The following is a 26,981-nucleotide window of genomic DNA, read 5'->3' on the forward strand; positions in this document are numbered from 1 at the left end:
CAAGTTAGAAACTATTGAACGAATGAGGAGAGGTTTATATGCAACTCATAACATTCTTACATGAATTTATTAAACATCCGAAACATACTGGTGCAATTGCGCCAAGTTCAAAAATATTAGCGAAGAAAATGGTCGATGTAATTGATTTTAATAAAGCGAAATGCATTGTAGAGTTAGGTCCTGGTACAGGAGTCTTTACGAAAGAAATTATGAAGAGAAAGAAGAAGGAAACAATATTTCTTCTTATTGAAATTAATGAAGTGTTTTGCAAGGAGCTAAAGAGAAAATTTAAAGATGAGCAGAACGTCATTGTTGTACACGGTTCAGCCGAAAATATAAAAAAGTATATAGAAGATCTCAATATAGAATGCGTGGATTACGTTTTATCGGGATTACCTTTTACCTCTTTACCAGAAGAAGTTTCAAAGCGTATTTTAAACAATGTAATGGAAGGGATACATGAGAATGGTGAATTTATTACATTTCAATATTCACTTGTGAAAAAAGGATTTATACAGCACTTCTTTCCAGAAATTACGCTAGAGAAAGTGTGGCTCAATTTCCCACCAGCGTACATCTTTAGCTGTAAAAAAGAGCTAAGGAGAGCATATGCATAATGGAATTACATGAATTATTATCTTATATTGAACAATACGGTTATTGGGCATTATTTTTCTGTTTATGGTTAGGTATTATCGGTATGCCAATTCCAGACGAAATGATCGTAATGAGTGGTGGCTTTGTATCTTCACTAGGGATATTAAGTGTCATTCCTGCATTTTTATTAACATATTTAGGTGTTGTATCTGGGCTTTCTTTAGGTTATATATTAGGGAAAATATTTGGTACGAAAGTACTTGATAAGCTAATGAAAAAGAAAAAGGCGAAATATCTTTTGAAATCTCAACAAATGGTAGAGAAGTATGGTCATTATGCGTTAGTCACAAGTTACTTCATACCAGTTGTAAGACATATCGTACCGTATTTAGTTGGAATGAATAACATGTCATTTAAGACGTATGCTTTGTATTCTTATACGACAGGATTTGTTTGGACACTCGTTTACTTTGTGCTCGGTGCTTTATTTGGAAAACATATTGAAAGTATTGTAGCGATCGCGATAGAATATGGCGTGTATTTTGGCGTGATTGTTTTTATAGTTACAGGTATTCTTTATTTATATAGACAAAAAAGAATCACGCTGATGAGTAAATAGAAGTAAAGAAAGTTTCTTCCAGTATGAAGGACAAGATAGGATTATAAGTATAAAATTATCTTTATTTAATGGTAAAATATAGGTAAGTAGTTAAGGAAGGAAGAGCGTTGTGCTACTCATTTTTAGCCTTATCTTAATTGGAATTATGTGCAGTATGAAAATAGTATCCTTACACATGATAGAACGACAAAAGGTAGAGGAACGATATGTATATTGTCCAAAATGTGATACGAAAATTAGAAGAGGAAATTCAGCTCCTTTTTGTTCGAAATGTAATTTAATATTTTAAAAATAAAAAGTCCGAATATATAGTTTCGGACTTTTTATTTTTAAGTAAACATTAATCCACCTAGTTCTCTTTCGTTTGTTTATTAGCTAAAATGGATTATGAATAACAACTTTTTGTTCGAAATGTAATTTAATATTTTAAAAATAAAAAGTCCGAAATCACTTTATATAGTTTCGGACTTTTTATTTTTAAGTAAACATTAATCCACCTAGTTCTCTTTCGTTTGTTTATTAGCTAAAATGGATTATGAATAACAATAGTATGTAAACGAAAATAGATATAAATGTACACATGGAGTGTTATATTTGGAGATTTTAATCATAGTAGGATGCCTAAACTGTATGGATGTTAACCTTTTTAGAGAAAGATATCCCAGCTAATTTAGTTTGGAAGATTGAAAGAATAGATTGAAAATAGATGAGAAGTGGAGTGCATATGATGGAGACACAAATCGTTATTGGAGTACCTGGTTTATGGAAAGATAGAACAGAATTAATACAAGAAGTTGTGAGTAAAAGTAACTATATATTAGCGGGAAATGTTATGCACCATAAGGAGAAAGAGATTGGCTTTGAAATTGATATATATGAACAAGACCCTTCTTTGAGAGAGGCTTTCTTCTATGCAGGTGGTGAGCGTTTTGATGAAGAATTGCTTCAGGAGTTGGAGAAGCATACTTATACAGTGTATGTTATTGCAAAAGTTGACGATACAGAGAGATTAAAAGAAGTAATTGACGTAGGAATGGAACTTTTAAATGCAGGTGGACTTGCTTTAAAAGTTGAAACAGCAGGTGTAGCTTATTCGAAAGAGGAATGGCAAGAGCTTGCAGAGGATAAGGAAATCTTCCCTATGTATTCACATCTTGTAACTTTAGTCGGAGATGAAGAGGACGGTTATTATTCATGTGGAATGCAGGCATTTAATCTACCAGACGTTGTTTTAGACGGAGGAATAGATCCGGAAGTAGCTGTAGATTTATTAAATGATTTTAACCTACATAATATATTGGAAAAACCTAATTTAAAAGATGAAGATACAATTAGTTTCACAGAAGATGCTCCAGTGTATCTTTTATCTCATTATATAGATGAACGTTATGAACAAGAGGATCCATTTTATAATCCATGTGGGGTATGGAAGTTAGAGAGTGCTTCGCCAAAGAAATCTATATTTCAAAAATTGAGGAGTGTGCTAAAAGGATGGAAAAATACATAAAAGAACAGATGAGTATATGTGACAAATATAAAGTAGAGTATGTAGAATCTCCGAATGACTTGAAATTAGGAATATCGCAAAATGTGAAAGATGGTATCGCTCCGATTAATGGGTTACGAATGCCTATAGAAAACGGAACGACAGGTTGGTACATTTGGGCTGGTGAAGAAATGGGGACAGAGGAAGATTTCTTTCTTCCTTTACACGTTCAACATATTGATGAATGGGCACCTGAAATAAAGAAGTATTTAGGGTTACCACCTGGTTGGAGATTTTTAATTGCTGGAGATTACGAGGACGTGTGGTATGATTCGGATTTGTTTGATGAAGATTTAGAAGAGGATGCAGATGAATGGGAAGAAAATATGCTACAAGAGTATGGATGGTACATGCATAGCATATTAGCAGAAGATATTGATGGCATCCATGCTAATTATCATACGAATGGTCTAAGAGAGAACCTTAATCATCAAGATTTACAAATAACATTAAATATGGATCCTGAAGTCGCGCATAGTGTTTTTTGTTCCATAATAGAAGAAATAAAGAGCGGAAAAAAGTTTGAACAAGGGATTGAGTATACGAATATTATTGAAGGATATCCCATTATTATGAAGTCTTTCGCAGAGATGGATCGAGAAGTTTTGAGGGTTTTATTACCTGATGAAAGAGGGATTCTTCCTACGAGGCCAGAGTGTGATGAGTGTTATAAGACTCAATTGGATGATATTGAGGAGAGTTGATAAAAAAAGAGCTTGAAACTATTCAAGCTCTTTTTTTATGACTATTTATGTCCTAAAATATGCTCAATCTCATGCAAACTTAATTTACTTGCCTTAGCAATCGTTTCAAGTGGTATACCAAGATCATACATATTTTTAATCATTTGAATTTTCCCCTGTTGAATACCTTTTTCAATGCCTTTTTCAAGCCCTTTTTTAATTCCTTGTTCCATTCCTCTTTTAATTCCTTCTGTCTCTGCATGGGCGAATTTTGCTGCTTCATCCATTAAAACTTTCTCCCTTGCGTCATAGGCTTGTCGGAAAGAAGAATCCTGACTCATACGTTCCCATTTATTTATTGCTTTTTGTAAAATAGGGTCTTGGTTCATAGCAATATCCTCCAATAGTTTAGTTAAGTGCTCATCCTCATTTGCTGAAAGCAATAAAAGCCAACGAACAAATGGATCTTTCCACGGATTTACTTTTTCTTCATGCCATTGTTCAGTTAACTTTGGAATTTCTATAATGTGGATTTCTATGTCTTCACTCAGGATTTTTTGTTGTTGTGTATTCCATAATATGCTTGTTGTATGGAAGGCTGGGTGTTCCGAAAACATTGCGAAGTTTAGTAAGTTTATGGTGATGGTTTTGTGAAGTGCACTGTAGGGCATCCCTTTTTGTAGTTGAGATGTGTATAGTCTTCCCCAATAATATAAACTGCGTTTAACCATATCGTGATTATTATTGAGTTGTATTTCTACATTGACTTTTGTTCCTGTGTCTAATGTTGCTGAAATGTCTAAAATAGATAACTTATCCTCTTCATATTCCCTGTGTAAATGTGGATCTTCTAGTTGTAGAGAAGCAATGGGCGACTCTAAAGAATCTTGTAACATAGCATTTAAAAATGCAATTAGAATATCTTCGCTACCATTCGTACCAAACAATTGTTTAAATGCAAAATCAATGCGTAAATTAACTAATTGTTGGTTGAACAAAGTTTGTCCTCTCCCTTATATGAAGGTACTTCTTTCCTTCATTGTACATAAAAAGAACTAGAGTATGCAAACAAGCCATTCTTCTATTTTATTAGAGGATGTTTAGAGATTCCTATCATTGATTACCACGAAAATTTTATTTGGACTGTGTGGGTATCACTTAGTAAAGAAAGTTATGATGAAGTATTAGAAGAGTGGGATGAAAGAGGCAGGGAAAATAGTGATCCTTATTTTGGATGGTTATCTGTAGAGATACCAGTTTATCCAGAAACATTAAATTTAAAAACAAATGTACATATAAGAGAAGTTGGAATGGCACCGTATGTTGAATTAGAGCCAACCGACCATCCTTTAGCAATTGAACAAAGAAATGGAATTACTTTAGACACAGTTAAAGAAATAGAGGAAATGATTCAACGACATAACTAGATTAGAAGAGAAAAAACGAGTGCTAGCACTCGTTTTTTCTTTACACAACCGCAGGATTATAAATCATTGTAAAGTGTCCTGGTAATAATTCAATGTGACAAGGTGTATGAAGCGAACTTTCTCCATCTGTATCTACTTCTTTTTCTTCCTCTGTTTCGATATGAATGGATCTCGCTTTTACGTGGAAGATGTCATTTTCATTTGAGTCTTCAAATAGTTTCTTTCCGATGTAATCTTTAAATGCTTGAATACCTGTTGATTTGACTACGAAAATATCAAGTGTTCCGTCATCACATTTAACGTTCGGAATAAAGGATGGAATACCACCAAGATATTCACCATTTCCAACCATGACAAGGACAGCTTCGTCTTCATATACTTGTCCGTCATAAGTAATTTTTACTGGGAATGTTTCAGCATTTTTTACAGTTCGAATTGTGCTTAAATAGTAACCGATTTTACCAAGCTTTGCTTTTTCTTCTGCATCGATATTGTTTGATACTTCAGATACGAGACCAATGCCCCAGAAGTTTAAGAAATGTTGTCCATTTGCTTTTGCAACGTCAACTGGTTTTATATGTTCTTTTGTAATAAGTTTTGCCGCTTCTGCAATGTTTTGCGGAACACCAAGTGTGCGAGAGAAGTCGTTGCAAGTTCCGCCTGGAATGATTGCAAGTGTAGGTCTATTTTCGAGAGGTGCTAAGCCATTTGTGCATTCAAATACTGTTCCATCACCACCAAAGACGATAATTAAATCTACTTTACTAGCAAACTCTTGGCAATATTTTGTTGCATCACCTTGTTTTTTCGTATGAAGGATATGTAGATCAGGAAAAGCTGCGGCAAGAGGTGGTACGATTTTCGTTAAATTTGTATGTAAGTCACCTTGACCAGCTTTCGGATTTACGATAAGGAGTACTTTTTCAAATTTTGTCTTTGTCATTTTTCATCTCTCCCTGTAGTTTGTAATGGCAAGAAAGGAGCTGTTCCCATGTATTTTAGAACAGCTTCTCCCTATTAATTGGATGCTAACATTGTCAGTTATTGTCGGTAAGTCGATATATTTAAAAAATCGCCGATATACATTTTATGTACTATCAATTTTTTAAGTTATACGATTATTCCGTTACAACTGAAGCAATGAATGGTAAGTTACGATATTTTTCCGCACAGTCGATACCGTATCCAACGATGAATTCGTCTGGAATTTGGAAGCCAACATACTCAGCTGTTAAGTCTACTTTACGGCGTTCTGGCTTATCAAGTAATGTACAGAACTTGAGTGCCTTTGGTTTATGCATAAAGAAGTGGTCTTTTAGGAAATGAAGTGTTAAACCAGAATCGATAATATCTTCTACAACAATTACGTTTTTCCCAGTAATGTTTACGTCGATATCTTTTAGTAGTTTCACTTTTCCTGTTGTTTCTGTTTGATTTCCGTAGCTAGATGCAGAAATAAAGTCAATTGTTACATCATTTTTGATGTGACGAATTAAATCAGCAGCAAATACGAATGAACCTTTTAATACTGCGATAACTACGATTTCTTCTCCTTCAAAGTCACGTTCGATTTGAAGTGCTAATTCTTTAACTTTTGCTTGTAATTGTTCTTCAGAAATTAAAGTGTCTTTTATTTCAATATTCATTGTAATCCTCCTACAGTGTAAAACTTGCGAACATTTCGACTGTAAAGGATAGAATAGAAAAAGTCAAAGGAGATAGTAATTTTTTACAAAGATAACGACAAAATCATCTGATGATATGATATACTAAGTATATTAAGAAAACGCTTCCATAAAGGGTGAATATGATGAAGAAGAAACAGTACACAATTGTAACATTTATAAAAGCATTACTTTTAACAATTGTTCTTGGCCTGTTGGCTTACGTAATTGATGTACCTGCGATTCGTATGTCATTAATTGGAATGACTTTAGTGTTAGGAGCAATTTCGCACGGTATGATGTCGCAGCTAAAAGAAGCTGGACTTGATGATATGAGAGATCATATAGATAAAAAGTAAGAAACCTTCATTACATAGAGTGAAGGTTTTTTTTGTTTCTTACAAAAATGTAAGGTAGTTGTAAGGCAAATCGATAGTTGCATAATAGCATTTTGGATAAACTATGGGTGTAAGGTAAAAGGCAAGCATATTTTAGGTAAATTAAGTTTTAGGCACTCTATATGTGAAAAAGGAGTAGGAGGGCATGGAGAAACGTTGGACGACCTTTTCTTTTTTAGCGACTAGTAACACCGTAATGCTAGATGGAAAAATGGACTTTTTGCACTTGTTTGATCGTGAAGATGATCATTCTTCTTCTAAATTTACAATGAAATGGAATAAATGGAGCGAAAGTTGTAGGTTTGAAGAAGAGGCCCCTAACGAAGAGCAAAAGATTATTTTAACAAACCCTATTAAAGCGTGGGTTGTTCAACGTCGTAAGTGTAACGTCAAAAATCACTTCAAGAAAACTGAGCCGAGACAATTAGTTATCGCTCCGGCCCGTTCTACTTCCAAATCACGCGAAAGTAACATGTAAATATTGAGACACACACCCGAAAAAACATCGTACATATTGCGATGTTTTTTCTTTTTCTACAATGAAATCTTTAAATGAAATATATTTCATCTGCATCTTATATTTATATCGCTTGCTTATTCTAGTAATACATCCGATGCGAGTTGGTGTGAATAAAATATAAGGAGAGAATGAAAATGAAAAAGAGACTATTACCAATTTGTGCAATGGCACTTTTAACAGTAGGATATTCTTCAGTAGCGAGTGCGGATACTGGAACAGTAACAAAGGAAGAAGAAGCGCAAGTGCAACAAGATAAAGCTAAAAAAGAAGAAGCAATTAAGGAACAGCAAAAAAATGAAGTAGAGAAAAAACAAGCGGCCCAAGTACAAGAAAAAAATGATATGGCTAAAAAAGAGGAAGCAATAAAAGCTGAGAAAAAGAGTGAAGAAGAGAAAAAGAGAATAGCGCAAGAACAGTTAAAAAATGATATGGCAAAAAAAGAAGCAGCGATAAAAGTCGAACAAAAGAATGAAGTAGCTAAAAAAGAAGTAGTAAAGCCAGTTGTACAAGGTGAAAAATTACCAAATACAGCATCAAATAATGTAGCAATGATGGGATTAAGTGCATGTCTTGTAGCGATAGGTACATTATTTGGTTTGAATCGTCGTAATAAGGTTAAAGCGTAAATAAAATATTTTCCTATAAAGAATGGGATAATTTCATATATTAAAAATGGTAGGTTACTCCTACCATTTTTGGCATGGAGGAATGAAGAATGAAGTTACTCAATTATATCGGTATCATATTGATGGCTATAGGGCTATTCATGGGATCCTATTACGCTGTGGAATGGTATAAAGGAAAAAGCTCTGCCGGGCAATTAACGGCAGAAGAAATAAAGAGCCTTCAAAATATACAAGATACTCAACTTTCTCATGAAACACCTGTAACTTCTCAAGTGCCTTCTTCTCAAACAGAACATAAAGAAGGAGAAAAGGTAGCGATGTTAAACATACCGAAAATAAAGAAGAAGTTTTCTATATATTGGGGAGCGGATGATACGACTTTGAAAAAAGGAGTTGGTATGTTTGTTAGTGATTTAACGACAACCCCATCTGGAGGAGGACATACTGTACTGAGTGGACATCGAGATACTGTATTTACAGATTTAGGAGAGTTGAAAGAAAAGGATACCCTTGTTTTAGAGTATGATAATAAAACGTACACATATGAAATTCAAAAGACATGGATTACTCATGCGGATGATCGTACTGTTATTATAAAAAAAGAAGAACCGATATTAACACTGACAACTTGTTACCCATTTAATTATATAGGGGATGCACCAGATAGATATATTATCGAGGCGAAGTTAACTGGAAGTTATTCGAAGTGAAATTATAGTTTCTGAAAGCGGGAGGGGGATATAAGTTATGTCAAAAAACATTTTAATTGTTGAAGATGAAGACATATTACGTGAAATATTAAAAGATTATTTTTTAAGTGAGCAATATGTAGTGTTTGAAGCGAGGGACGGGAAAGAGGCTTTAGTTGTATTTGAAGAAGAAGAGGTTGATTTAGTTATTTTAGATATTATGTTGCCAGAACTAGATGGATGGTCTGTTTGCCGAAGAATTCGAAAGACGTCCGAGGTGCCTATTATTATGCTGACGGCGCGCGTAGATGAAGACGATACGTTACTTGGTTTTGAACTTGGGGCAAATGACTATGTGACGAAGCCGTATAGTCCGCCAATTTTATTAGCAAGAGCGAAAAGGTTGTTAGAAAGCAGAAAAGTGACAAAGCAACTTTTAGAGAATGAAGATGATACATTATCAATCCACGATATTCACGTTCATTTTCCGTCGCGCACTGTTACGGTAAATCGAACTGATATTAATTTAACGCATACAGAATTTGAAATATTAGCGTATTTCATGAAAAATCAAGGAATCGTTTTAACGCGAGAGCAACTCATTTCAAGAATTTGGGGATATGAATTTGCTGGCGATGATCGAACGGTGAATAGCCATATTCGTAATTTAAGAAATAAATTAGGAGAGAAAGCAAAGTATATTACAACTGTAGTACGAACTGGTTATAAATTTGAGGGGAATATATGAGACAAGGGATTGTACTAAAATTATTTACTCTTACAACAGCATTATGCATGTTAATTTTAGCGACGATATTTATTGGACAAACGATATTTTTCAAACAATATTATGCGAATCGAAAAGTGGAAGATATTAAAGTGAATTTAAATTCCTTTGAGAAGAACTATTTAAATCATGCAGGAAATGCAGAAGAAATTCAGAAACTAGAGCAAGACTTTTTAAGAGAAAATAATACGTGGATTACGACATTAGATAAGAATGGGAATTTAAAACATGCAGATGATTTTTATTTTGAAGTAACGATAGATCGTAGGCAACAAAAGAGCTTTGGACAACAAATATTCAAAATTCCCTTAGGTAATCTCGTCAATATAGAGGAGATTGATAATAAATTATCAGAGCATTTTTTAGGGCAAGAAATTTATTTTTCTGGAGTGAGAAAAGAAGATAGTTTTATTCCATTCTCTTTTTCTTTATCTAAACAGAATTTAAGCGGATCTAATAAACCGCTAGAAAAAGCATTTAATGAGAAAATGAGAAAATTATATGAGGAAAAAAAGAAAGCAACCGGGGAACAAGTTGTTAAGGAGAAGAGGCCAGCCGTTCAGGAGCAAGCTGCCCCAGAACCAGATGTTTACATAGGAGGGCGTGTTACGAAAGTACAGTTTCCAGATGTAAAAGGCCCCGTAAATCCAATTTATAAAAATACTTTATTTTTGGATAGTATAAAAGAATTTCAAACGGATGTATTACTAAAAGAGAGTAATCAAATAGAGTATTCAACAAAGACAATGGACTATGAAAAGAATGATATAAAATATAAATTATTAATTAAACCAATAAAAGAAAAAGACGGATCAGTAACATATATTTATGCTATGGCTTCTTTACAGCCTGTAGATGAAGCTGTACAAATGGTGCAAGATTATTACATATACATCATTGCATTTGTAGTCGTTCTTATTTTTTTAGCTTCGTTTTATTATTCAAAACAAATTGCCAAACCGTTATTAAAAATAAATGATACGACGAAGAAAATAGCACAATTAGATTTTACAGAAAAAATACCGATTACTTCAAAAGATGAAATTGGTGATTTATCGAAAAATATTAATATACTTTCTAACAAATTAAATTCTCATATCGGACAGCTTGAACACGATATTGAAAAGGAAAGAAAGTTAGAAAATACACGGAAAGAATTCATTTCTGGTGTTTCACATGAATTAAAAACACCGCTAAGTATTATGAAAAGCTGTATTTTTATTTTAAAAGACGGGGTAGCTGAGCATAAAAAGGATTATTATTTTCAGGCGATGGAGAGAGAAGTAGACAAAATGGATACGTTAATTTTGGATATGCTTGAGTTAGCTAAATTTGAATCTGGTACGTATAAAATGAAAAAGGATTCGTTTTATATTGATACAGTAATTGAAGACATATGTGAACATCTATCTGTGGAAATAGAGAAAAAAGAGCTTCGTGTTCATAAAAATATATGTTCATTTGAAGTGATTGCAAATCAAGGTCGGATTGAACAAGTCATCGTGAATTTCATTACGAATGCCATACGTTATACACCAAATAAAGAAGATATTATTATTTCTACAATAGATGAGAAGGATCGTATAAAAGTGTGCATTGAAAATAAAGGTACTCACATTGAAGAAGAACAATTAGATAAAATTTGGGATCGTTTTTATCGAGTGGATACAGCTCGTCAGCGTTCACAAGGTGGGACGGGGCTTGGGCTTGCCATTTCAAAGAATATTTTAGAACTACATGATACTGAATATGGGGCAGGAAATACAGAAAATGGTGTGTTATTTTATTTCTATTTACCGAAAAAAGCGTAGAAAATATGATCTACGTTTTTTTAAATTATTTTCATATTATCTTTACCTAATCTTTATTTTTAATCAGTATAATTTGTTTAGAATATGAGGTTATGTAAGGAGTCGATGAACCGTGCATAGCAATTGGCTAAGTATAATGGTATTTATTTTCTTTTGCGCATTTATTGTATTTTTAATTAATATTACGATATGAAAAAAGAGCGCTCATTAAGCGCCCTTTTTTTGTGTATTCATTTGATAAGCACTGATGCTTTTGAATAAGCGTGGTGAAGTGATAAATAAAAATATAAGTAAAACGGTACATAGAATATAGGAACCAATCATTGTACTACCGTTAAATATTAAAGAATATAGGAAAGCCGATTGGCCTTTTGGTGCATATTGTCCCCAGAAAATGATACCAGCGATAAAGTGACAGAAGTAACGAGCTAGACTACCGATAAAAGTAGCGACGATAATGTATCCAATTACTTTCTTTCCTTGGTTTGGTTTTGATGAAGGTTTGTCTTTACGGCTACCTAAATTTGATTGTTCTTCGCTATTTTCATTTGACGCTAAAAGCGCCTTTTGAATTGGCCGATAGAATAAACCAGCAAATCCAATGAATGCGAAAGCAACAAAGTATTCAATTAATACTTGAATTGGTGTGACGATAATGGCATCGCCTACGACAATTTGTAATAATCCCCAAATTAAGCCTCCTAAGAAAGCCATTTTGAAGCCCCAGCGGTATGCGATAATAAAAATAGGAATCATAGCAAATGAAATGGAACCGCCTGTTGCTGATATTTTTATTGAAAGTGGTAAAATGTCGATGACCAAGGCGAAGGCTGCAAGAATAGCAGATTCGATCATCGCTTGTAAATTGGTGTTACGCATGTTGTCTCCCCCTAAATCCAAGTTGTACAAAAAAGAATAGATATCATAGGAGGATACGAAATACGTAAATAAAAATGAGGTATGTATTTCGGACGTTTGCACAATCCCTGCGTTAGCATTAACTAACAGGTTCGAAGGGTCGGAACGAAGTGTTCCCTCTCAGCGGCATGGCTCCCCCAGTGATAACGAGATTCTTTATTTGCTATTGTTTATTGTAAGCGAAATGGATGAGAATGGCAAACAAATGCTGTATGACAATAATTGAAATAGAATTGTAGCGAAATGTTAATAAATATGAAGCAAAAGGGTATAGTACAAGAGAAATTGGGTGTGGTATAATTTTTTTGAAAATAATTATCATTCTCTTCTGAGGGGGAAGGTTATGAGCTTAGTAGATATTAAAATTGGAGAGAAAGTGTTAGTAAAAAGTATTCAGTCTTTAGATCAGCTATTAAAGCGTAGACTAGCTGCTTTCGGTCTTGCGGAAGGAAGCGAACTTCGCTTGAAACAGAAAGCGATGTTCAAAGGTCCTTGTACATTGGAGTGTCGTGGACAGTTAATTAGTATTCGTCATTGTGACGCGAAAATGATAAAGGTGGAATTAGCGTGAATAAGGTAGCTTTGCTAGGGAATCCGAATACAGGGAAGACATCATTATTTAATGCACTTACTGGTTCTTATGAATACGTAGGAAACTGGAGCGGTGTAACAGTAGAAAAAAAGGTTGGTAAATTAAAAGATAGACAAGGAACATTAATTGATTTACCAGGTGTGTATGATTTAAATCCAGTTTCACGTGATGAAGGTGTTGTAACAAACTTTCTATTAACAGAAGAATTTAATCATATGTTAAATATCGTAGATTCTTCGCAGTTTGAGAGAAATATGCATTTAACGTTGCAATTACTTGAATTTGGTAAGCCGGTCTCAATTGGTTTAAATATGGTTGATGTGGCGAAGCAAAGAGGAATTGTCATTGATGTAAAACGATTATCAGAACTATTAGGTGTAACAGTCGTTCCTGTCGTTGCAAGAAGTGGAAAAGGTTGTGAAGAACTACTTGCGACTCTTAAAGAAAATGACAAAAAGGAGAAAAAGCCATTCCTTATTTCATATGGTGTACAAATGGATGAAGGAATTGGAGAAGTAATTGCTCTTTTAGAGACAGCGAATTATGAGCATCCGAGATGGTTAGCACTTCAATTTTTAAGCAATAACGAAGTAGTAGAAAAAGAAATGAAAGCATTACCAATTTATAAGGAACTCATAGCCATTCGATCTCGCTTAGAAGGAAAACTTGATTGTACGTTAGAAGAGCACATTTACAAAACTCGTGAAGCGTATATTGAAAAGTTAAAAACAAATGTTATGAAGCATGAGAAAGAAGGAAAAATTCCTTTTTCAGAAAAAATTGATAGATTAATTACACATAAAATTTTAGGACTTCCAATCTTTTTAGCAGTTATGTTTTTTATTTTTCAGGTTACGTTTACGTGGATTGGTACACCTTTATCGGATATGTTAGATGAGTTTTTTGGTGGTCAGCTTACGGATTGGGTGACGGCTGGACTTACAAGTATTGGAGCTTCTGATTTTATTCAAGCACTCGTTACAGAAGGTATTATTGCCGGTGTTGGTGCTGTATTAGTATTCGTACCACAAATCTTTGCACTATTCTTTTTCATTTCATTATTAGAAGACTCAGGATATATGGCGCGAATTGCAGTTGTTATGGATAGAATTATGGAGTTCTTTGGCTTAAACGGTAAAGCTTTTATTCCGATGATTATTGGTTTTGGATGTAACGTTCCAGGTATTATGGCAGCGAGAACCATTGAACAGGAGAAAGAACGTTTACTTACCATTTTAGTAACACCGTTTATGTCTTGTTCAGCACGATTACCTGTATATGCATTATTTGCGGGCGTATTCTTCCCTAATAGTCAGGCGACTGTTGTATTTTCTTTATATGTCGCAGGTATTGTTCTGGCATTACTCGTTACAAAAATTATGTCTCTTACGATTTTGAAAGCAGAAAAATCTATTTTCGTAATTGAACTACCGCCTTATCGTGTGCCACAAGCGAAAACGTTATGGCTGAGCACGTGGGAGAAAGGAAAGGGATTTGTTCGTAAAGCTGGTACATTCATCTTTGGTGGTTCGGTTGTTATTTGGTTATTAAACTATGCAGGTCCATCAGGATTTGGCGTTGATATGGGAGATAGCTACTTAGCGATGATTGGTGGATTTATCGCACCATTATTTGCACCGCTCGGCTTTGGAACGTGGCAAGCTGCGGCATCCCTTTTAACAGGATTTTTAGCGAAAGAAGTTGTCGTTTCTACAATGGCAATTATTTATGCGGTTAAAGAAGATGTGCTTGGAAATGTAATGGGAGCACATTATACAGCATTATCAGCTTATGCATTTATGTTCTTTATTTTATTATATGTTCCGTGTTTAGCGACCGTAGCTGTTATTAAACGTGAAACAGGATCAGCGAAATGGACGATTTTTTCAGTCGTTTATCCACTCGTAGTTGCTTATGTATTAACGCTCATTATATACCAAGTTGGATCCTTACTCGGATTCTAGAAGGAGATGTATTGTGATGATGGTCAATATTATAATTGGAGCTATCATTTTTGGTTATGCAGCATATACGTTAGTTAATTTTGTAAAGAGAAGTAAAAAAGGAAAATGCGCGGCATGTTCTTTAAATAAGTCATGTCAGTCGCAAACTTGTAGCCCGGATATGGAGCAAATTGCTCATAATAAATAGAAAAAAGCTTTGCGAATTTCGCAAAGCTTTTTTGTTTTACTTTTTAATTTTTACAAGTTGAGAAGCTTCTACGCCTTTGTAACCAGGGAATTCTTTACTCGGGTCTTTATCAAATTTTAATACACCTACAGATTTTTCATCACCTTTTACATTGCTGTAAGTTGCGTCATCAACAATCGCATACATATCTGTATATGCACGGCCACTTCCGATAATTGTGTTGCCTTCATATTTTAATTTCGCTCCATCAAGTGTAGCATTTTCTACTTTCTCTTTTGCGAATAATACACCTTGTTCTGTTGTTACAGCTGGTAATTTATCAAGTGGTTTCGTGTTGTCTTTTTCATCAACTTTGCTAAGTAACTCTTTTTTCACTAGTTCTTCACCAGTTTTCTTATCCATTACAAGAACTTTTTTACCATCTAATGTTGTCATTTTCATTTTATAGAAGTCTTTTTCTTTCACTTCTTTTTTGTTTTTATCTGTAATTTGTTGAACTTGTTCTTCTGAGCCGTACAGTACAAAACCGTTCGCTTTCTCTCCTAATAAAGAACAACCTGATAATGCTCCAAATGAAATTGCTGCTGCTAATCCGATTCCTACTAATTTTTTCATGATGATTTCTCCTTTTATATGTTTTATAGTAAATACAATTTTTGTATTAGTGCTTACATGTGAAGAAGCTTGTTTGTTGCTTCTGGTATTAGTGTATAAGAAATATCGGAATGCAACTATCGAGTTAGCTTACAGTAACATTACACTTATGTAATTTAGTGAAATTGCACAAAAGTAAGTTAATTTCAAAGAGGGATAATGAGAATATATTAGAAATGCAATATTGTATATAGAATGTCATATTATAATGGATGTATTTTGGAAATAACATGTAAGGACATATTAGTTTTGTTATAATAAACACATAGGCTGTAAAAATGAATATTCTTTACTGTAAAGGGAGATTTTTCAGTTTTCCAAGTAGTGAATTTGAAATATGAGGTATATCATAGGAGGAATTTAGATGTCTGTATTTAAACGATTAAGAGATTTAACAATGTCGAATGTGTACTCGTTAATTGAAAAAGCGGAAGATCCAGTTAAGATGACGGATCAATATTTACGCGATATGCAAGCCGATGTACAAGAGGCTGAGAAAAGTGTAGCAGCTCAAATCGCACTTGAGAAGAAATTCAAAATATTATTTGAAGAGCAAGAAGCACTTGTGAAAAAACGTGAAGAGCAAGCTCATATGGCTGTTCAAGCTAATAACTTAGATCTTGCGCGTCGTGCATTAGAAGAAAAACAAAATGCAGAGCAAAAAATGAATGAGTATAAAACAAGCTATGAGCAAAATAAAGCTGCTGCTGATAACCTGCGCCTTAAGCTAGAAGAAATGCGCAAGCAATTAAATGAGCTGAAAAATAAACGTGAAACACTTGTAGCACGTGTAAATGCAGCGAAAGCACAAAAAAATATTAATCAGGCGATGTCTGGATTTGATTCAAATTCAGCAAAAGCTGGTTTAAGCCGTATGGAGGAGAAAGCTCTTCAATTAGAGGCTGAAGCGGAAGCAAGCGGTGAAGTTTATAAGAAAGAAAAGTCATTAGATGATGAATTCGCAAGCTTAAACAAAAATTCTGCTGTTGACGATGAATTAGCTCGTATTATGAAGCAGTATGAGAAATAATATAGAATAGAGACAAATGAACCGACATGTCTAAACAAATTCATGTCGGTTTTCTATTATATTTTTGAGGAGGTTTTGCAATGACATGGATGAATGTAGTTGCCATGCTTGTATGGACTGGAGCGAGTGCAGTACTTTTATTTGCAATTATGTGGGTTGATTCGATTTTTACAAAATACAATGATTTAAAAGAAATCAAAAATGGAAATACAGCTGTAACAACTCGTTTTATTATGAAATTATTTGCACAAGGGTACATTTTATCTCAATCGATAACGAAAGCAAATGATTTATGGCAAGCACTTCTTGCATCAGCAGTTTCTTTCGTTATTTTATTAGTGGTAGAAATGTTTATCGAATTCGTATTAAAGAAAATGTCTGGTCTTGATTTAGAAGAAGGTACGAAAGAAGGTAGCGTTGCACATGCGATGTTAGCCGGATCATTACATATTGTTGGTGCACTTATTTTAGGTGCTTGTTTATAAAGAGAAAAGGAGGGGTAGATCATGAGTTTATTTAAACGAATTAAAAATATAATGAAAAGCCCAGAGCCACCGAAGCCGGAAAAGAGTCTTTTAACGTTAGCTCCTGGTGATATGATTGAAGTTTCATTAGTCATGTACGAATTAACTGGGAAAACGAGTATGCATTCTCGCAAGGAAATTGTTTTAACACTGCAAGACGGGAAAGACATTCGTTATTTAAAAATTGAAGATCGTGAAAATACGTATTACAAATTATATACACCAATTGATGGTCGCTTAGATTCAATTGAGGAAATTCCGACGACAATTGAAATGGATGATACAGAGTACCATATGGAAGAACAATATAACGGACGTGTTGTTGTGATGGGGAAAACACCATTCTCAGCTTCAGAGGAACAGTACGTCTGGGAATTCCAATCAGATAATCGAAAATTATTGCGTATTGAATGGCAAAATGGTCGTACAATGATGTATGAGGGAGAAGCAATCATTCCTGCTGATGTACAAATTATAAGAGCAACGTAAGGGGGCGTAATCATGTCAAACCGATTGTTTACCATGATTAAATCGTTTGTGATCCCTATACTTGCTATCGTTACATTACTTGTTGTTGCTGGTTATGCCTTATCAGGTTGTCAAGGCGGGCAGACAAAGTCGATTCAAGACCGTTATCCGCTTGAGTCTGTCGCAAAGGAAGGTAAACAAGAATCTTACGTGTATAGGGCCGCCAATCGGTCAGTTCCTGAAGTCGCGAAGGAACTTATAGCCGAAAGGAAACCGAAACAAGCATCTAAAGAAGACGAAAATCAAATGTTTCTCGTTTATTCGGATAAAATGTATAACCTTCAAAAGGATAAAGAGAAACCATCTGATACGTTAATTGAAGTAAGTAATGAAGAATTTGTCCGTCAAAACTACCAACCGTCCTTCTTGCAAGGATATATTATGGGTAGCATATTAAACGATATATTCGGTTCACGAAAATCATCATATGGTGATTATCGAGGATATAATGACAGACAAAATCATAAACCAGTTATTCCAGAGAGACCACCTACGAAAGAAGAAAAGAAAACCCCACCTCCAATTACGAAGGAAGGGAAAGGGTCTATCATTAAGCGAGGCGATAATGTAGATTCGAAACCATCAGTAGGTGATAAGGGAAGTATTACTGAAAAAGGAAGTAATACGACGCCCCCACCTTCTACTGGAAGCAAGGGTAAAATTACAAAAACACCAGGTGGTTCAAGTGGATCAGATGTGAAGCCGAAATCATCTATTAAAACGCCGCCAAGAAATACATCTCCTCCGAAAACGAGGGTCGGTGGTTCAGGGAAAATTACGAAGAGAAGATAGTAGAGAGACCGAAAAGTGTAAGTTGCTTTTTGGTCTTTTTGTGGAAATTAATTCCTTATAACTGGTACAATTGAAGTATAAGGAGGGGATAGTATGACTACGTATAAAAGATTTAGTGTAATTATGTTCCTTGTATTATTCCTCAGCTTGTTTATTAGCACGACAATGAAATTTCATTTTGTAGTAGGTATTCTATGGATACTGTGTACATGCACTTTATTGTTGTATATCCCGCTGCGTTTTCAACATGAAGTGACGGCTTTTCAAAAGTATGTAGCGTGGATTAAACGTGGGAGTCGGTGGGGCGAGTAAAAATATATCTACTTACTGAAAAAAAACTGACAACTATAGCAACTTAATAATAAAAAGAGGGTGTGCCAAATTGTTGGCACACCCTCTTTTTCATAACGATTAATGAATATCGCGTTTCTTGAAATTACCGCCTTTTACTTCTGCTACGTCATAAACTGTAATAAAGGCGTGTGGATCGATTTCATTAATAAGTTCTTTCATTTTACTTTCTTCTAAACGATTAATTACGCAAGAAATTTCTTTGAATTTCTCTCTTGAATAACCACCGTATACTTCGTTATATGTTGCACTTCGGCCTAAACGATCGCGAATTGTTTCTACCATTAATTCAGGCTCTTTTGTGATAATTTTAAATGCTTTTGAACCACTTAAACCAACTTCAACGATATGAATTACTTTCGAAGCGATAAAGTAAGCAATTGCCGAGAGGATAGCTCCTTGAAGACCGAATACTGTTGATACGAAAATAAATACGAACATGTTTAAGAATAAAATAAGGTCACTCGTTCCAAATGGTAACTTACGAGAGAGCAATACAGCTAGCATATCGATTCCATCTAATGCGCCACCGTTACGTAATGCTAGTCCCATACCAAAACCGATGATAATACCACCAACAACTGTAACTAATAATGTATCGCCTTCAATAATAGCTGGTATTCCGTGCATGACAACGGTACCTATTGCTAATGAAGCAATTCCAATAATAGAATAAATCGCAAAGCTTTTACCGATTTGCTTATATCCTAACCAAACGAAAGGAATGTTAATAACTGCGATTAGAGCTCCTAATGGCAATCCAAATAATCTTGAACTAACGATACTTAAACCAGTTACACCACCGTCTGATACGTTATTTGGAATTAATACTGCTTCTAATCCGTACGCTGTGATAAATGCCCCAATAATAATCATCAAAGCTTTCGAAGCAATTTTTAGCTTATTGGGCTTGTTTTTGATAATTTTCTCCATGTAATTTCCTCGTTTCAAACTAGTTTCTTGTTTGTTACATAATTCACACCTAAATTTTATTTTAACATTTAATTTGAAAAATTTCTCCTTTAATGGATGTATGCAGGGAATATTATGACCATATTATTATTTAAAATACAACAGTAGAAGATTAGAGAGTGGTCATAATTTTAATATGAAAAAGTAGAATGAATAGTATGGATATATACATTTGGGGCACTAACCTTAGGGAGGGGATTCTGTGGGATACTGTACGAAATGTGGAAATGAAACGAAAGAAGGCAATAAATTTTGCGGACAGTGCGGGGAGAGTCTTAGCTATAAAACGGTAGAGGGAAGTTTTCCAAATAGCAGTTCTAATAGTAGTATAGAAGTTTTTTCTTTAGTTGGTTTCATCACTGGATTAATATCTTGGTTTATAAACTTATGGGGGCTTATTGGTAGTATAGCTATCGTATTTTCTATATTGGGTTTAAACAAAAAAGTGACAGGTACGAGTAAAACATTTGCTATTGTTGGATTGGTTTCTGGAATAATTAATGTGTTGTATGCTGTTATGTTACTTATTTAAATCTAATGAACTGAAAGATATAAAAAAGGCCCCCCTTGTATAAAGCATTCAGGGGACCTTTTATTTAATAGCTATTAAGAAACAATAAAACTAAGGGCTGTTAGGAATAAAGCGAAACCTAAAATAGTTCCACATATTTTCATATGGCGCTTACGTCCCATTACGACAATCGCAACATATTCACGGATCATTGCGTTAGGCCAATAATAAAATGCAGTTTTTGATCCGATCCCTTGGCTGTTAAGACCAGCTTGTCTTGCATATATACCAGCGCGGAAAAGGTGAAAATTATTTGTGGTAAAAATACTTTTATATTTACCTTCAGGCTTTAAAGAATCCATAATTTCTTTAGAGAACAACATGTTTTGATATGTGTTTACAGAGCGATTTTCTTGCACTGTATGTTCAATCGGAATGCCTTTTTCAACAGCGTAATTTTGCATTGCTTCTGCCTCAGGAAGTCCTTCATCTGGACCTTGACCGCCAGAGAAAATAATTGTTGGTGGTGTATTCACAGCAGCTTGTTTCCAATAAAAGTCGATAGCTTTATTAATTCGGCTTGCAAGTAAAGGTGGTACTTTATCATTAATTAAGCCGCTACCGAGAACGATAATGAAATCTTGATTACGTCTTGGTCTGTTGAATTGGTATAAAAAATATGCGCTTAAGAAGTTAGATAAATGCACAAAGAAATACATAGTTATAAGAGAGATAGCAGCAAAGATAAATTGAAAATGCTCTGAGAATAAATTTGCTGGATTTATGATAGGGAGCATTATAAAGAATAAAATCCCTAAAGCAGCAATTAAAGTTAAAGAGTTTGTGAAGCGTCTTCCTTCACGTTGCATTAAAATTTTTGCATTAAGAAAGAGTCCAAACATTAAAGCGACTATAGCAAAAGGAATCATTACAAGTAGTGCTAGCATGGGGATGATAACGATAAAATGTAAATCGTTATTACCAGACTCAAATGAGGCTATAGCGCAAAATAATAGAAATGAACAGATAAAGGCATTAAATAAAAAGCCGTTTATTATTTTTCGCGGATCTTTTAAATAGGAAATAAGAAAAATAATAAATAGTATAAGAGGAATAATTCCGAAATACATCATAAATATAGTACACCTCAATTTGTATAAGAATTTGACATACCTTTTATATTACATGATTTTATAAGTAAAAATGAAAGAAAAAATGATTTTGAATTTTCTCAATAAAATATATAGATACGTATGTTACAATATATTCAAAGCGATATATTAAAAGTAAAATGGTTGAAAAGGCACTCAGTAGAGTGCTTTTTCTTTTTGTATGCAATTGTGCATATTATATTTTTTTTCAAATGAAGAGGATTACAATATAAGTTGTAGACAGACTTTATAAAGCAGAATTTCATACAAACATTTCCCTCTACTTTTTGTATCTAACAATCGTATAACAATAAATAATTCTGTTTTATAGTGTCTGTTTTTGAAAGGTGGCTTCTTTGAAGGCACCTTTTTTTTTATTAGTATAGATAGTTTTCACTGTTAGCATAGTGTAAACTATCTATACTAAACATTAGCAATCTTCCGTATAAATATTATCAATTTACTATATATTCCAGTAGTGTTAACCTACATATGAAAGGCTTTCTTTTTCAAAATATTACCCCTAATAAAATTTTGAAGAAGTCAACTGTCTCCAAACTTGTCTTTATGCTTAAAGAAAAAGCACTCAATTTGAGTGCTTTTTCTTATTGAAACATGCTATTTTTCTAGGCGATTTTCATAAAATAAAAGTAAAGAAATGAAAGTGGGTGACAAAATGCCGGCAGTTGTGGAAGGTGTTATTATTGAAAACTGCAATGGAACAATTAATGTAGGTGACAAATATAACGTACAGCCGATTGAAAAGACGAAGGCTTATAATGGATCGGGATCTTCAAATACAGGAATGAAAGTACAAACGTTTAGCGGGATTAGTACAGCTGATGTATGGGATAATGATGCGAATGATCAGGGGATACAGTTTACTTTATAGTACAGTATGTAAAATTGCATAAAATGATGAAGTTGCCCTATGATACAATCTAGCTGTGAGCTGTTAATGATTCTTCTATAGTGTAGTTGTTAGATTAGAAATATAACATCTTATCGAAAATCATACGTACAAAAAAAGACACTTCAAACGAAGTGTCTTTTTTATTTTAGTGATATCCTTTAGCAGAGTCTTTATGAATTTTATTTTTAAAGATACTGTAGCTCCAAAGCTGATATCCAATAACGATTGGTACCATGACCATTGCAACGAAGAACATAATTTTTAAGTTTAATTGACTACCGGCTGCGTTGTATAACGTTGTACTGTATGCATCGTTAATACGAGATGGTAACATTCTTGGGAACATACCTGCAAAGCCAGTTGTCATAAATATTGCGATTGTTAGGCAAACGAATGTGAAGGCAAGGCCAATTTTATGTTTGTACACCATAATAAGTGCGAGTACACTCATTAGCATTGCAAGTACTGGAAGAATGAATAGTACCGGATATTCCGTAAAGTTTTGGAATAAGTTTGTCCGATTAGCAGTTGCTACATAGAAGATAGCTAAAATAATAGCTGCTGCCATTGAAAATGGTCTTGCGATTTTATAAGCACGGTCGGATACTTCACCAGTCGTTTTAATCATGACCCAAAGGGCACCGGATACGACAAATATAGCAGTGAAGAACAACCCTCCTAAAATACCGTAATGGTTTAGTAAGCTAAGTAAATTTCCTTCATAGCCATTTTTTCCGATTTGTAGTCCGTAATAAAGATTAGCGAACGTAACACCGAATAGGAAAGCAATTAAAAAACTGCCAATTGCAAATGCCCATTTACAAGTTTTTTGCCAAATCGGTGAATCATCTTTATGCATGAATTCCAGTCCAGCGGCACGAGCAAACAGTGCAAGTAATACTAAGAATAACGGTGTATATAGATAACTAAACATATTTGCATATGTGACTGGGAAGGCAGCAAATGTTGCGCCACCAGCTGTAATTAACCATACTTCATTACCGCCCCAGAATGGGCCAATTGCTTCTTGTAATTGATTTCGTTCTTGTCGATCTTTCGTAACGAAAGGAAAGATCATTCCGTTACCAAGTGCATACCCGTCAAGAATGAAGTAAACTGTCCAAATCACGCCCCATAAACCAAACCAGATGATTGCAAGCATATCATGAGACATGGGCCACACCTCCCTCAGTAGCAGGTTCTTCTAATGCTGCAGGTCCTTTTTTCGCGAACTTCAGCATTAAGTATACGTCTGCGATTAAAAGTAAAGTGTAGAACAAAATTAAACTAATTAATGAGAACCAAATTTGCGGGACAGATATAGGTGATACAGATTCTGCTGTACGCATTAGTTTATATACTGTCCAAGGTTGGCGACCTACTTCAGCGACAATCCATCCTGCGTTAATCGCGATATAAGGAAGTAAGACAGACCATATTGTAATTTTTAAATAACGTTTTGAGTTTTCTAGTTTTCCTTTTCGGTTTAAATAGAAGCCATACCAAGTTAATGCCATAAAGAACATACCAAGTGCAACCATTAAGCGGAAGCTATAATACACGAGGTTAACATTTGGACGTTCATCTTTCGGAATATCTTTTAAACCAACAATTTCGCCATCAAATGAGTTTGTATAGAAGAAGCTTCCGAGTTTTGGAATCGTAAGGAATTCAAAGTTTTTCTCATTTTTTACATCAGGAATTTGAACAATTGAGAAGCCTTGTCCTTTTCCAGTTTCCCAAACTGCTTCCATCGCAGCTCCTTTTGCTGGTTGATATTTAGCTGCTGATACACCAGATTGATGTCCCATAAACGGTGTAATTGTTGCGGCGAATAAGCCTAACATTAAACCAAACTTAAATGATTTTTTGAAGAATTCCACTTCATTTTTACGTAATAAGTGATAGGCACTAATTGCCATAACGAAGAAAGCACCTACGATATAACAACCAATGACAGTATGGAAGAACATATTCCAAGCATATGGATTTGTAACGAGTGCCCAGAAATCATTTAATTCAGCGCGGCCATTACGTACTACGTAGCCAACAGGGTTTTGCATAAATCCGTTTGCTGTAATAATCCAAAGTGCGGAAATGTTTGTTCCAAGTGCAACCATCCACATACAGAAGGCACGGAACTTTGGTGAAATTTTGTCTTTACCGAATAACCATATTCCCATGAAAGTAGATTCTAAGAAGAAGGCAACGAGTGCTTCGATTGCGAGAGGTGATCCGAAAATATCTCCCATATATTTGGAGTACTCAGACCAGTTCGTTCCAAATTGGAATTCCATCGTAATCCCAGTTATAATCCCCATTACGAAGTTAATTGTAAATAATTTACCCCAGAAATTTGCCATTTTACGGTATGTTGGATTCAATGTGCGGGCGTATTGAGTTTCCATACATGCTACTAAAATGACAAGTCCGATTGTCAAAGGTACAAATAAAAAGTGATAAAAAATAGTAATTGCAAATTGAAAACGACTCAGTAACAGAACGTCGGACATAATAAATATTCACTCCTTTTTTACATTATCTACAATCAGTTTATAGTGAAAATACGTTTAAAGTATGTGAGACTTGTTACAAAGCTGTGTGTATATTTTGAAAGAATTATGTCGATTATCTGAAAATATCTTATTTTTACTATAAAGCGATATCCTTTTTGAGTTTTTCATATTTTGGTACACTATATAAGTAATGTAAATGAGAGAAAAGAGGGTTTTTTACTATGAAGTCATTAGAAGAGATTTTACAATACAATGAAAAATTTGTTGAAGAGAAAAGATACGAAGAGTATGAAACGGGAAAATTCCCGAATAAAAAAATGGTAATTATCTCTTGTATGGATACTCGTCTTGTTGAATTATTACCAAAAGCAATGAATATGCGTAACGGTGATGTGAAAATTATTAAAGTAGCAGGAGCTGTTATCTCACATCCATTCGGAAGTATTATGCGTAGTATTTTAGTTGCTGTATATGAACTTGGTGCTGATGAAGTTTGTGTAGTTGGTCACCACGATTGCGGTATGGCAAAAATTCAAGCAAGCAGTACAATTGAGAAGATGAAAGAGCGGGGTATAACAAATGAGAAATTAGATACACTCCGTTATTCTGGAATCGATTTAGAAAGATTCCTACAAGGGTTCTCTAGTGTAGAAGAAAGTGTAGAACATAGCGTATCGATACTTCGCAACCATCCATTACTTCCAGAAGAAGTACCTGTTCACGGTCTTGTTATAGATCCTGATACAGGAAAATTAGATTTAGTTGTGAATGGTTACGACAATTAAGAATTTACTTTGTCATCCTTTTTATCTGGGACAGGATCAAATCCTCCCGGGTGGAAAGGGTGACATTTTAATATACGCTTACAAGTAAGCCAAAAGCCTTTGAGGGCACCATGTTTTTGAAACGCCTCTAATCCGTAATGAGAACAAGTCGGATAAAAGCGGCAAGTTGGTGGTGTCATCGGAGAAATGAACTTTTGATAAAAGCGTATAATCCCAATAAAAATCTGTTTCATAATGGTCTCCTTTTCAGCATAGTCTTAAAGTATTATAGCACGACTGTACATAATACTTTACTAATGTGCATTTCCGTTATATCATATTGGATATAACGGAATTAAATTAAAAGCGGGAGAGATGTTGTATGCCATCAGTAGAAAGCTTTGAATTAGATCATACGATTGTAAAGGCACCTTATGTAAGACATTGCGGAGTTCACAATGTAGGTAGTGACGGTATTGTAAATAAATTCGATATTCGTTTTTGCCAACCGAATAAACAAGCAATGAAACCAGATGTTATTCATACGTTAGAACATTTATTAGCATTTAATTTACGTAAATATATTGATCGTTATCCGCATTTTGATATTATCGATATTTCACCGATGGGCTGCCAAACAGGATATTATCTTGTAGTAAGCGGAACACCGACAGTACGAGAAATCATTGATTTATTAGAACTAACATTAAAAGATGCGGTTCAAATTACAGAAATTCCAGCTGCAAATGAAACACAATGTGGTCAAGCGAAGCTTCACGACTTAGAAGGAGCACAACGCTTAATGAACTTCTGGTTAAGCCAAGATAAAGATGAACTTGAGAAAGTGTTTGGATAAAATAAAAAACTGCCTGTGAAAGGGCAGTTTTTTATTTTATTAAGAGCGAACATGTTCTTTTTTTATGAAAGTATACTAGACACTCCAACATATAAAACAAAGGCAGAACAGAGAAAATAAACAAATGCTTTCGTTTTTTGCTGCTTCTTTATTTCATCGATTCCAAAAAGGATACACATAATACTTAAAAGGATAAACACGTAAGGTAAAAGAATAGTGAAGTTTGCAAAGAAGCTAAATAGGGCGAGAGAAAGAGCGATAGTGGCGATTATAATTTGAATGTTTTTTAACATGGAATCCCCCTTAAGTAGAAAGAAATAGTTACTGAGAGAAAATAATTATAAATGCTAAATTGGTCAAAATTTCATTCTACATATAACGAAAGTAGTTT

At 34.4% G+C, this 26,981-nt stretch carries 34 protein-coding genes, 1 pseudogene and 1 riboswitch; of the genes and pseudogenes, 24 read left to right on the forward strand and 11 right to left on the reverse strand.

All coding sequences use genetic code 11. The annotated features are described in order from the left end of the window. The first annotated feature begins 38 nt into the window (after window positions 1-38). From DN400_RS11250 to DN400_RS11270, 5 genes are all read left to right on the forward strand, one after another. Window positions 39-617 carry a class I SAM-dependent methyltransferase gene (locus DN400_RS11250; protein ID WP_001176052.1) on the forward strand — a complete coding sequence of 193 codons (579 nt, stop codon included), beginning with the start codon at window positions 39-41 and terminating at the stop codon, window positions 615-617. Then, window positions 617-1,216 carry a DedA family protein gene (locus DN400_RS11255; protein ID WP_000418924.1) on the forward strand — a complete coding sequence of 200 codons (600 nt, stop codon included), beginning with the start codon at window positions 617-619 and terminating at the stop codon, window positions 1,214-1,216. Before DN400_RS11250 ends, DN400_RS11255 begins: the two co-directional genes overlap by 1 nt. Window positions 1,217-1,325: 109 nt before the next feature. Further along, a complete protein-coding gene (locus DN400_RS11260; protein ID WP_001986677.1) occupies window positions 1,326-1,505 on the forward strand; it encodes a hypothetical protein in 180 nt (59 codons plus the stop codon). 438 nt (window positions 1,506-1,943) lie between these two features. Further along, window positions 1,944-2,723 (forward strand): DUF4261 domain-containing protein, encoded by a 780-nt coding sequence (locus DN400_RS11265; protein WP_142325880.1) that lies wholly within the window; start codon window positions 1,944-1,946, stop codon window positions 2,721-2,723. Beyond that, on the forward strand, window positions 2,708-3,466 hold the full coding sequence (locus DN400_RS11270) for a DUF4262 domain-containing protein (RefSeq protein ID WP_097912878.1): 759 nt from the start codon (window positions 2,708-2,710) through the stop codon (window positions 3,464-3,466). Before DN400_RS11265 ends, DN400_RS11270 begins: the two co-directional genes overlap by 16 nt. A gap of 41 nt (window positions 3,467-3,507) precedes the next feature. On the opposite strand, the gene DN400_RS11275 is transcribed toward DN400_RS11270, so the two are convergent. Next, window positions 3,508-4,443: an Rpn family recombination-promoting nuclease/putative transposase gene (locus tag DN400_RS11275; protein WP_147801682.1), complete on the reverse strand. Its 936-nt coding sequence runs from the start codon at window positions 4,441-4,443 to the stop codon at window positions 3,508-3,510. Window positions 4,444-4,527: 84 nt separating this feature from the next. Between DN400_RS11275 and DN400_RS11280 the strand changes: the two are divergent. Then, a pseudogene (locus tag DN400_RS11280) lies at window positions 4,528-4,872 on the forward strand (DUF2199 domain-containing protein); the annotation flags it as partial. Window positions 4,873-4,912: 40 nt separating this feature from the next. Here the strand turns inward: DN400_RS11280 and DN400_RS11285 are convergent. Then, a complete protein-coding gene (locus DN400_RS11285; protein ID WP_097912874.1) occupies window positions 4,913-5,815 on the reverse strand; it encodes a diacylglycerol/lipid kinase family protein in 903 nt (300 codons plus the stop codon). 175 nt (window positions 5,816-5,990) lie between these two features. Beyond that, on the reverse strand, window positions 5,991-6,518 hold the full coding sequence (gene hpt, locus DN400_RS11290; RefSeq protein ID WP_001019295.1) for a hypoxanthine phosphoribosyltransferase: 528 nt from the start codon (window positions 6,516-6,518) through the stop codon (window positions 5,991-5,993). A gap of 161 nt (window positions 6,519-6,679) precedes the next feature. Between hpt and DN400_RS11295 the strand changes: the two genes are divergently transcribed. The 6 genes from DN400_RS11295 (at window position 6,680) to DN400_RS11320 (ending at window position 11,367) form a co-directional block, all read left to right on the forward strand. Next, window positions 6,680-6,895 (forward strand): hypothetical protein, encoded by a 216-nt coding sequence (locus DN400_RS11295; RefSeq protein WP_142325879.1) that lies wholly within the window; start codon window positions 6,680-6,682, stop codon window positions 6,893-6,895. A gap of 184 nt (window positions 6,896-7,079) precedes the next feature. Continuing rightward, window positions 7,080-7,412, forward strand: a complete 333-nt coding sequence (locus tag DN400_RS11300; RefSeq protein WP_000415613.1) for a hypothetical protein — start codon at window positions 7,080-7,082, stop codon at window positions 7,410-7,412. Window positions 7,413-7,588: 176 nt separating this feature from the next. Beyond that, window positions 7,589-8,080 carry an LPXTG cell wall anchor domain-containing protein gene (locus DN400_RS11305; protein ID WP_075717299.1) on the forward strand — a complete coding sequence of 164 codons (492 nt, stop codon included), beginning with the start codon at window positions 7,589-7,591 and terminating at the stop codon, window positions 8,078-8,080. A gap of 89 nt (window positions 8,081-8,169) precedes the next feature. Further along, window positions 8,170-8,790 carry a class D sortase gene (locus DN400_RS11310; RefSeq protein WP_000771575.1) on the forward strand — a complete coding sequence of 207 codons (621 nt, stop codon included), beginning with the start codon at window positions 8,170-8,172 and terminating at the stop codon, window positions 8,788-8,790. A 37-nt stretch (window positions 8,791-8,827) separates the two neighbouring features. Next, a complete protein-coding gene (locus DN400_RS11315; protein ID WP_000041862.1) occupies window positions 8,828-9,517 on the forward strand; it encodes a response regulator transcription factor in 690 nt (229 codons plus the stop codon). Further along, a complete protein-coding gene (locus DN400_RS11320; protein WP_097912870.1) occupies window positions 9,514-11,367 on the forward strand; it encodes a sensor histidine kinase in 1,854 nt (617 codons plus the stop codon). The genes DN400_RS11315 and DN400_RS11320 overlap by 4 nt, the downstream gene beginning before the upstream one ends. A 207-nt stretch (window positions 11,368-11,574) precedes the next feature. Here the strand turns inward: DN400_RS11320 and DN400_RS11325 are convergent, their stop codons facing one another. Then, the gene (locus DN400_RS11325) at window positions 11,575-12,246 is read right to left on the reverse strand and encodes an energy-coupled thiamine transporter ThiT (RefSeq protein WP_001246567.1); all 672 of its coding nucleotides are present in this window, start codon (window positions 12,244-12,246) and stop codon (window positions 11,575-11,577) included. 86 nt (window positions 12,247-12,332) lie between these two features. Continuing rightward, a riboswitch (TPP riboswitch) is annotated at window positions 12,333-12,434 on the reverse strand. Between the two features lie 194 nt (window positions 12,435-12,628). Here DN400_RS11325 and DN400_RS11330 point away from each other — a divergent pair. From DN400_RS11330 to DN400_RS11340, 3 genes are read left to right on the forward strand one after another with little or no spacing between them, the layout of a single operon-like run. Then, complete coding sequence (locus DN400_RS11330; protein ID WP_000060512.1) at window positions 12,629-12,856, forward strand: FeoA family protein; 228 nt, start codon at window positions 12,629-12,631, stop codon at window positions 12,854-12,856. After that, window positions 12,853-14,841, forward strand: a complete 1,989-nt coding sequence (gene feoB / locus DN400_RS11335; RefSeq protein WP_053563489.1) for a ferrous iron transport protein B — start codon at window positions 12,853-12,855, stop codon at window positions 14,839-14,841. The genes DN400_RS11330 and feoB overlap by 4 nt, the downstream gene beginning before the upstream one ends. 16 nt (window positions 14,842-14,857) lie before the next feature. Further along, the gene (locus DN400_RS11340; protein ID WP_000989598.1) at window positions 14,858-15,028 is read left to right on the forward strand and encodes a FeoB-associated Cys-rich membrane protein; all 171 of its coding nucleotides are present in this window, start codon (window positions 14,858-14,860) and stop codon (window positions 15,026-15,028) included. A 36-nt stretch (window positions 15,029-15,064) separates the two neighbouring features. Here DN400_RS11340 and DN400_RS11345 read toward each other — a convergent pair whose 3' ends face one another. Next, window positions 15,065-15,643, reverse strand: a complete 579-nt coding sequence (locus tag DN400_RS11345) for a lipoprotein BA_5634 family protein (protein WP_048565089.1) — start codon at window positions 15,641-15,643, stop codon at window positions 15,065-15,067. 403 nt (window positions 15,644-16,046) lie between these two features. Here DN400_RS11345 and DN400_RS11350 point away from each other — a divergent pair, with 403 nt between their 5' ends. From DN400_RS11350 to DN400_RS11370, 5 genes are all read left to right on the forward strand, one after another. Next, window positions 16,047-16,712 carry a PspA/IM30 family protein gene (locus DN400_RS11350; protein WP_065229476.1) on the forward strand — a complete coding sequence of 222 codons (666 nt, stop codon included), beginning with the start codon at window positions 16,047-16,049 and terminating at the stop codon, window positions 16,710-16,712. Window positions 16,713-16,792: 80 nt separating this feature from the next. Beyond that, window positions 16,793-17,197: a DUF350 domain-containing protein gene (locus tag DN400_RS11355; RefSeq protein WP_000220087.1), complete on the forward strand. Its 405-nt coding sequence runs from the start codon at window positions 16,793-16,795 to the stop codon at window positions 17,195-17,197. A gap of 21 nt (window positions 17,198-17,218) precedes the next feature. Next, a complete protein-coding gene (locus DN400_RS11360; RefSeq protein ID WP_000051755.1) occupies window positions 17,219-17,725 on the forward strand; it encodes a DUF4178 domain-containing protein in 507 nt (168 codons plus the stop codon). Window positions 17,726-17,737: 12 nt separating this feature from the next. Continuing rightward, window positions 17,738-18,556 carry a DUF4247 domain-containing protein gene (locus tag DN400_RS11365; protein ID WP_065229475.1) on the forward strand — a complete coding sequence of 273 codons (819 nt, stop codon included), beginning with the start codon at window positions 17,738-17,740 and terminating at the stop codon, window positions 18,554-18,556. 93 nt (window positions 18,557-18,649) lie between these two features. Next, a complete protein-coding gene (locus tag DN400_RS11370; protein WP_016123492.1) occupies window positions 18,650-18,868 on the forward strand; it encodes a hypothetical protein in 219 nt (72 codons plus the stop codon). Between the two features lie 99 nt (window positions 18,869-18,967). Here the strand turns inward: DN400_RS11370 and DN400_RS11375 are convergent, their stop codons facing one another. Continuing rightward, complete coding sequence (locus DN400_RS11375) at window positions 18,968-19,840, reverse strand: YitT family protein (protein WP_000411240.1); 873 nt, start codon at window positions 19,838-19,840, stop codon at window positions 18,968-18,970. Between the two features lie 241 nt (window positions 19,841-20,081). Between DN400_RS11375 and DN400_RS11380 the strand changes: the two genes are divergently transcribed. After that, window positions 20,082-20,411, forward strand: a complete 330-nt coding sequence (locus DN400_RS11380) for a zinc ribbon domain-containing protein (RefSeq protein ID WP_097912868.1) — start codon at window positions 20,082-20,084, stop codon at window positions 20,409-20,411. A 74-nt stretch (window positions 20,412-20,485) separates the two neighbouring features. Here the strand turns inward: DN400_RS11380 and DN400_RS11385 are convergent, their stop codons facing one another. Next, the gene (locus DN400_RS11385) at window positions 20,486-21,520 is read right to left on the reverse strand and encodes a YdcF family protein (RefSeq protein ID WP_042969141.1); all 1,035 of its coding nucleotides are present in this window, start codon (window positions 21,518-21,520) and stop codon (window positions 20,486-20,488) included. A 679-nt stretch (window positions 21,521-22,199) separates the two neighbouring features. Here DN400_RS11385 and DN400_RS11390 point away from each other — a divergent pair. Continuing rightward, window positions 22,200-22,433 (forward strand): spore germination protein, encoded by a 234-nt coding sequence (locus DN400_RS11390; protein WP_002001299.1) that lies wholly within the window; start codon window positions 22,200-22,202, stop codon window positions 22,431-22,433. A 166-nt stretch (window positions 22,434-22,599) separates the two neighbouring features. Here DN400_RS11390 and cydB read toward each other — a convergent pair whose 3' ends face one another. Together cydB and cydA are read right to left on the reverse strand one after the other, a co-directional pair. After that, window positions 22,600-23,628: a cytochrome d ubiquinol oxidase subunit II gene (gene cydB / locus DN400_RS11395; protein ID WP_147801683.1), complete on the reverse strand. Its 1,029-nt coding sequence runs from the start codon at window positions 23,626-23,628 to the stop codon at window positions 22,600-22,602. Then, window positions 23,618-24,967, reverse strand: coding sequence for a cytochrome ubiquinol oxidase subunit I (cydA, locus tag DN400_RS11400; protein WP_001286166.1), 1,350 nt, complete (start codon window positions 24,965-24,967; stop codon window positions 23,618-23,620). Before cydA ends, cydB begins: the two co-directional genes overlap by 11 nt. Window positions 24,968-25,191: 224 nt before the next feature. Here cydA and DN400_RS11405 point away from each other — a divergent pair, with 224 nt between their 5' ends. Further along, the gene (locus DN400_RS11405) at window positions 25,192-25,755 is read left to right on the forward strand and encodes a beta-class carbonic anhydrase (RefSeq protein WP_000838173.1); all 564 of its coding nucleotides are present in this window, start codon (window positions 25,192-25,194) and stop codon (window positions 25,753-25,755) included. Here DN400_RS11405 and yidD read toward each other — a convergent pair. Then, on the reverse strand, window positions 25,752-25,988 hold the full coding sequence (yidD, locus tag DN400_RS11410; protein WP_000809334.1) for a membrane protein insertion efficiency factor YidD: 237 nt from the start codon (window positions 25,986-25,988) through the stop codon (window positions 25,752-25,754). The genes DN400_RS11405 and yidD overlap by 4 nt on opposite strands. Window positions 25,989-26,116: 128 nt before the next feature. Between yidD and luxS the strand changes: the two genes are divergently transcribed. Next, window positions 26,117-26,590 carry an S-ribosylhomocysteine lyase LuxS gene (gene luxS / locus DN400_RS11415; protein ID WP_001141371.1) on the forward strand — a complete coding sequence of 158 codons (474 nt, stop codon included), beginning with the start codon at window positions 26,117-26,119 and terminating at the stop codon, window positions 26,588-26,590. 62 nt (window positions 26,591-26,652) lie between these two features. On the opposite strand, the gene DN400_RS11420 is transcribed toward luxS, so the two are convergent. Next, window positions 26,653-26,883, reverse strand: a complete 231-nt coding sequence (locus DN400_RS11420; RefSeq protein ID WP_048565086.1) for a YczI family protein — start codon at window positions 26,881-26,883, stop codon at window positions 26,653-26,655. Between the last annotated feature and the right edge of the window lie 98 nt (window positions 26,884-26,981).

Source organism: Bacillus sp. AR8-1 (genome assembly GCF_008042345.1).
In the GTDB taxonomy this organism is placed as follows: Bacteria; Bacillota; Bacilli; order Bacillales; family Bacillaceae_G; genus Bacillus_A; species Bacillus_A cereus.

Bases quoted from the DNA above. Each gene is read 5' to 3' on its own strand.
- DN400_RS11250 (WP_001176052.1), top strand. From the start codon at position 39: ATGCAACTCATAACATTCTTACATGAATTTATTAAACATCCGAAACAT.
- DN400_RS11255 (WP_000418924.1), top strand. From the start codon at position 617: ATGGAATTACATGAATTATTATCTTATATTGAACAATACGGTTATTGG.
- DN400_RS11265 (WP_142325880.1), top strand. From the start codon at position 1,944: ATGGAGACACAAATCGTTATTGGAGTACCTGGTTTATGGAAAGATAGA.
- DN400_RS11270 (WP_097912878.1), top strand. From the start codon at position 2,708: ATGGAAAAATACATAAAAGAACAGATGAGTATATGTGACAAATATAAA.
- DN400_RS11285 (WP_097912874.1), bottom strand. From the start codon at position 5,815: ATGACAAAGACAAAATTTGAAAAAGTACTCCTTATCGTAAATCCGAAA.
- hpt (WP_001019295.1), bottom strand. From the start codon at position 6,518: ATGAATATTGAAATAAAAGACACTTTAATTTCTGAAGAACAATTACAA.
- DN400_RS11295 (WP_142325879.1), top strand. From the start codon at position 6,680: ATGATGAAGAAGAAACAGTACACAATTGTAACATTTATAAAAGCATTA.
- DN400_RS11300 (WP_000415613.1), top strand. From the start codon at position 7,080: ATGGAGAAACGTTGGACGACCTTTTCTTTTTTAGCGACTAGTAACACC.
- DN400_RS11305 (WP_075717299.1), top strand. From the start codon at position 7,589: ATGAAAAAGAGACTATTACCAATTTGTGCAATGGCACTTTTAACAGTA.
- DN400_RS11310 (WP_000771575.1), top strand. From the start codon at position 8,170: ATGAAGTTACTCAATTATATCGGTATCATATTGATGGCTATAGGGCTA.
- DN400_RS11315 (WP_000041862.1), top strand. From the start codon at position 8,828: ATGTCAAAAAACATTTTAATTGTTGAAGATGAAGACATATTACGTGAA.
- DN400_RS11320 (WP_097912870.1), top strand. From the start codon at position 9,514: ATGAGACAAGGGATTGTACTAAAATTATTTACTCTTACAACAGCATTA.
- DN400_RS11325 (WP_001246567.1), bottom strand. From the start codon at position 12,246: ATGCGTAACACCAATTTACAAGCGATGATCGAATCTGCTATTCTTGCA.
- DN400_RS11330 (WP_000060512.1), top strand. From the start codon at position 12,629: ATGAGCTTAGTAGATATTAAAATTGGAGAGAAAGTGTTAGTAAAAAGT.
- DN400_RS11340 (WP_000989598.1), top strand. From the start codon at position 14,858: ATGATGGTCAATATTATAATTGGAGCTATCATTTTTGGTTATGCAGCA.
- DN400_RS11345 (WP_048565089.1), bottom strand. From the start codon at position 15,643: ATGAAAAAATTAGTAGGAATCGGATTAGCAGCAGCAATTTCATTTGGA.
- DN400_RS11350 (WP_065229476.1), top strand. From the start codon at position 16,047: ATGTCTGTATTTAAACGATTAAGAGATTTAACAATGTCGAATGTGTAC.
- DN400_RS11355 (WP_000220087.1), top strand. From the start codon at position 16,793: ATGACATGGATGAATGTAGTTGCCATGCTTGTATGGACTGGAGCGAGT.
- DN400_RS11360 (WP_000051755.1), top strand. From the start codon at position 17,219: ATGAGTTTATTTAAACGAATTAAAAATATAATGAAAAGCCCAGAGCCA.
- DN400_RS11365 (WP_065229475.1), top strand. From the start codon at position 17,738: ATGTCAAACCGATTGTTTACCATGATTAAATCGTTTGTGATCCCTATA.
- DN400_RS11370 (WP_016123492.1), top strand. From the start codon at position 18,650: ATGACTACGTATAAAAGATTTAGTGTAATTATGTTCCTTGTATTATTC.
- DN400_RS11375 (WP_000411240.1), bottom strand. From the start codon at position 19,840: ATGGAGAAAATTATCAAAAACAAGCCCAATAAGCTAAAAATTGCTTCG.
- DN400_RS11385 (WP_042969141.1), bottom strand. From the start codon at position 21,520: ATGTATTTCGGAATTATTCCTCTTATACTATTTATTATTTTTCTTATT.
- DN400_RS11390 (WP_002001299.1), top strand. From the start codon at position 22,200: ATGAAAGTGGGTGACAAAATGCCGGCAGTTGTGGAAGGTGTTATTATT.
- cydB (WP_147801683.1), bottom strand. From the start codon at position 23,628: ATGTCTCATGATATGCTTGCAATCATCTGGTTTGGTTTATGGGGCGTG.
- cydA (WP_001286166.1), bottom strand. From the start codon at position 24,967: ATGTCCGACGTTCTGTTACTGAGTCGTTTTCAATTTGCAATTACTATT.
- DN400_RS11405 (WP_000838173.1), top strand. From the start codon at position 25,192: ATGAAGTCATTAGAAGAGATTTTACAATACAATGAAAAATTTGTTGAA.
- yidD (WP_000809334.1), bottom strand. From the start codon at position 25,988: ATGAAACAGATTTTTATTGGGATTATACGCTTTTATCAAAAGTTCATT.
- luxS (WP_001141371.1), top strand. From the start codon at position 26,117: ATGCCATCAGTAGAAAGCTTTGAATTAGATCATACGATTGTAAAGGCA.
- DN400_RS11420 (WP_048565086.1), bottom strand. From the start codon at position 26,883: ATGTTAAAAAACATTCAAATTATAATCGCCACTATCGCTCTTTCTCTC.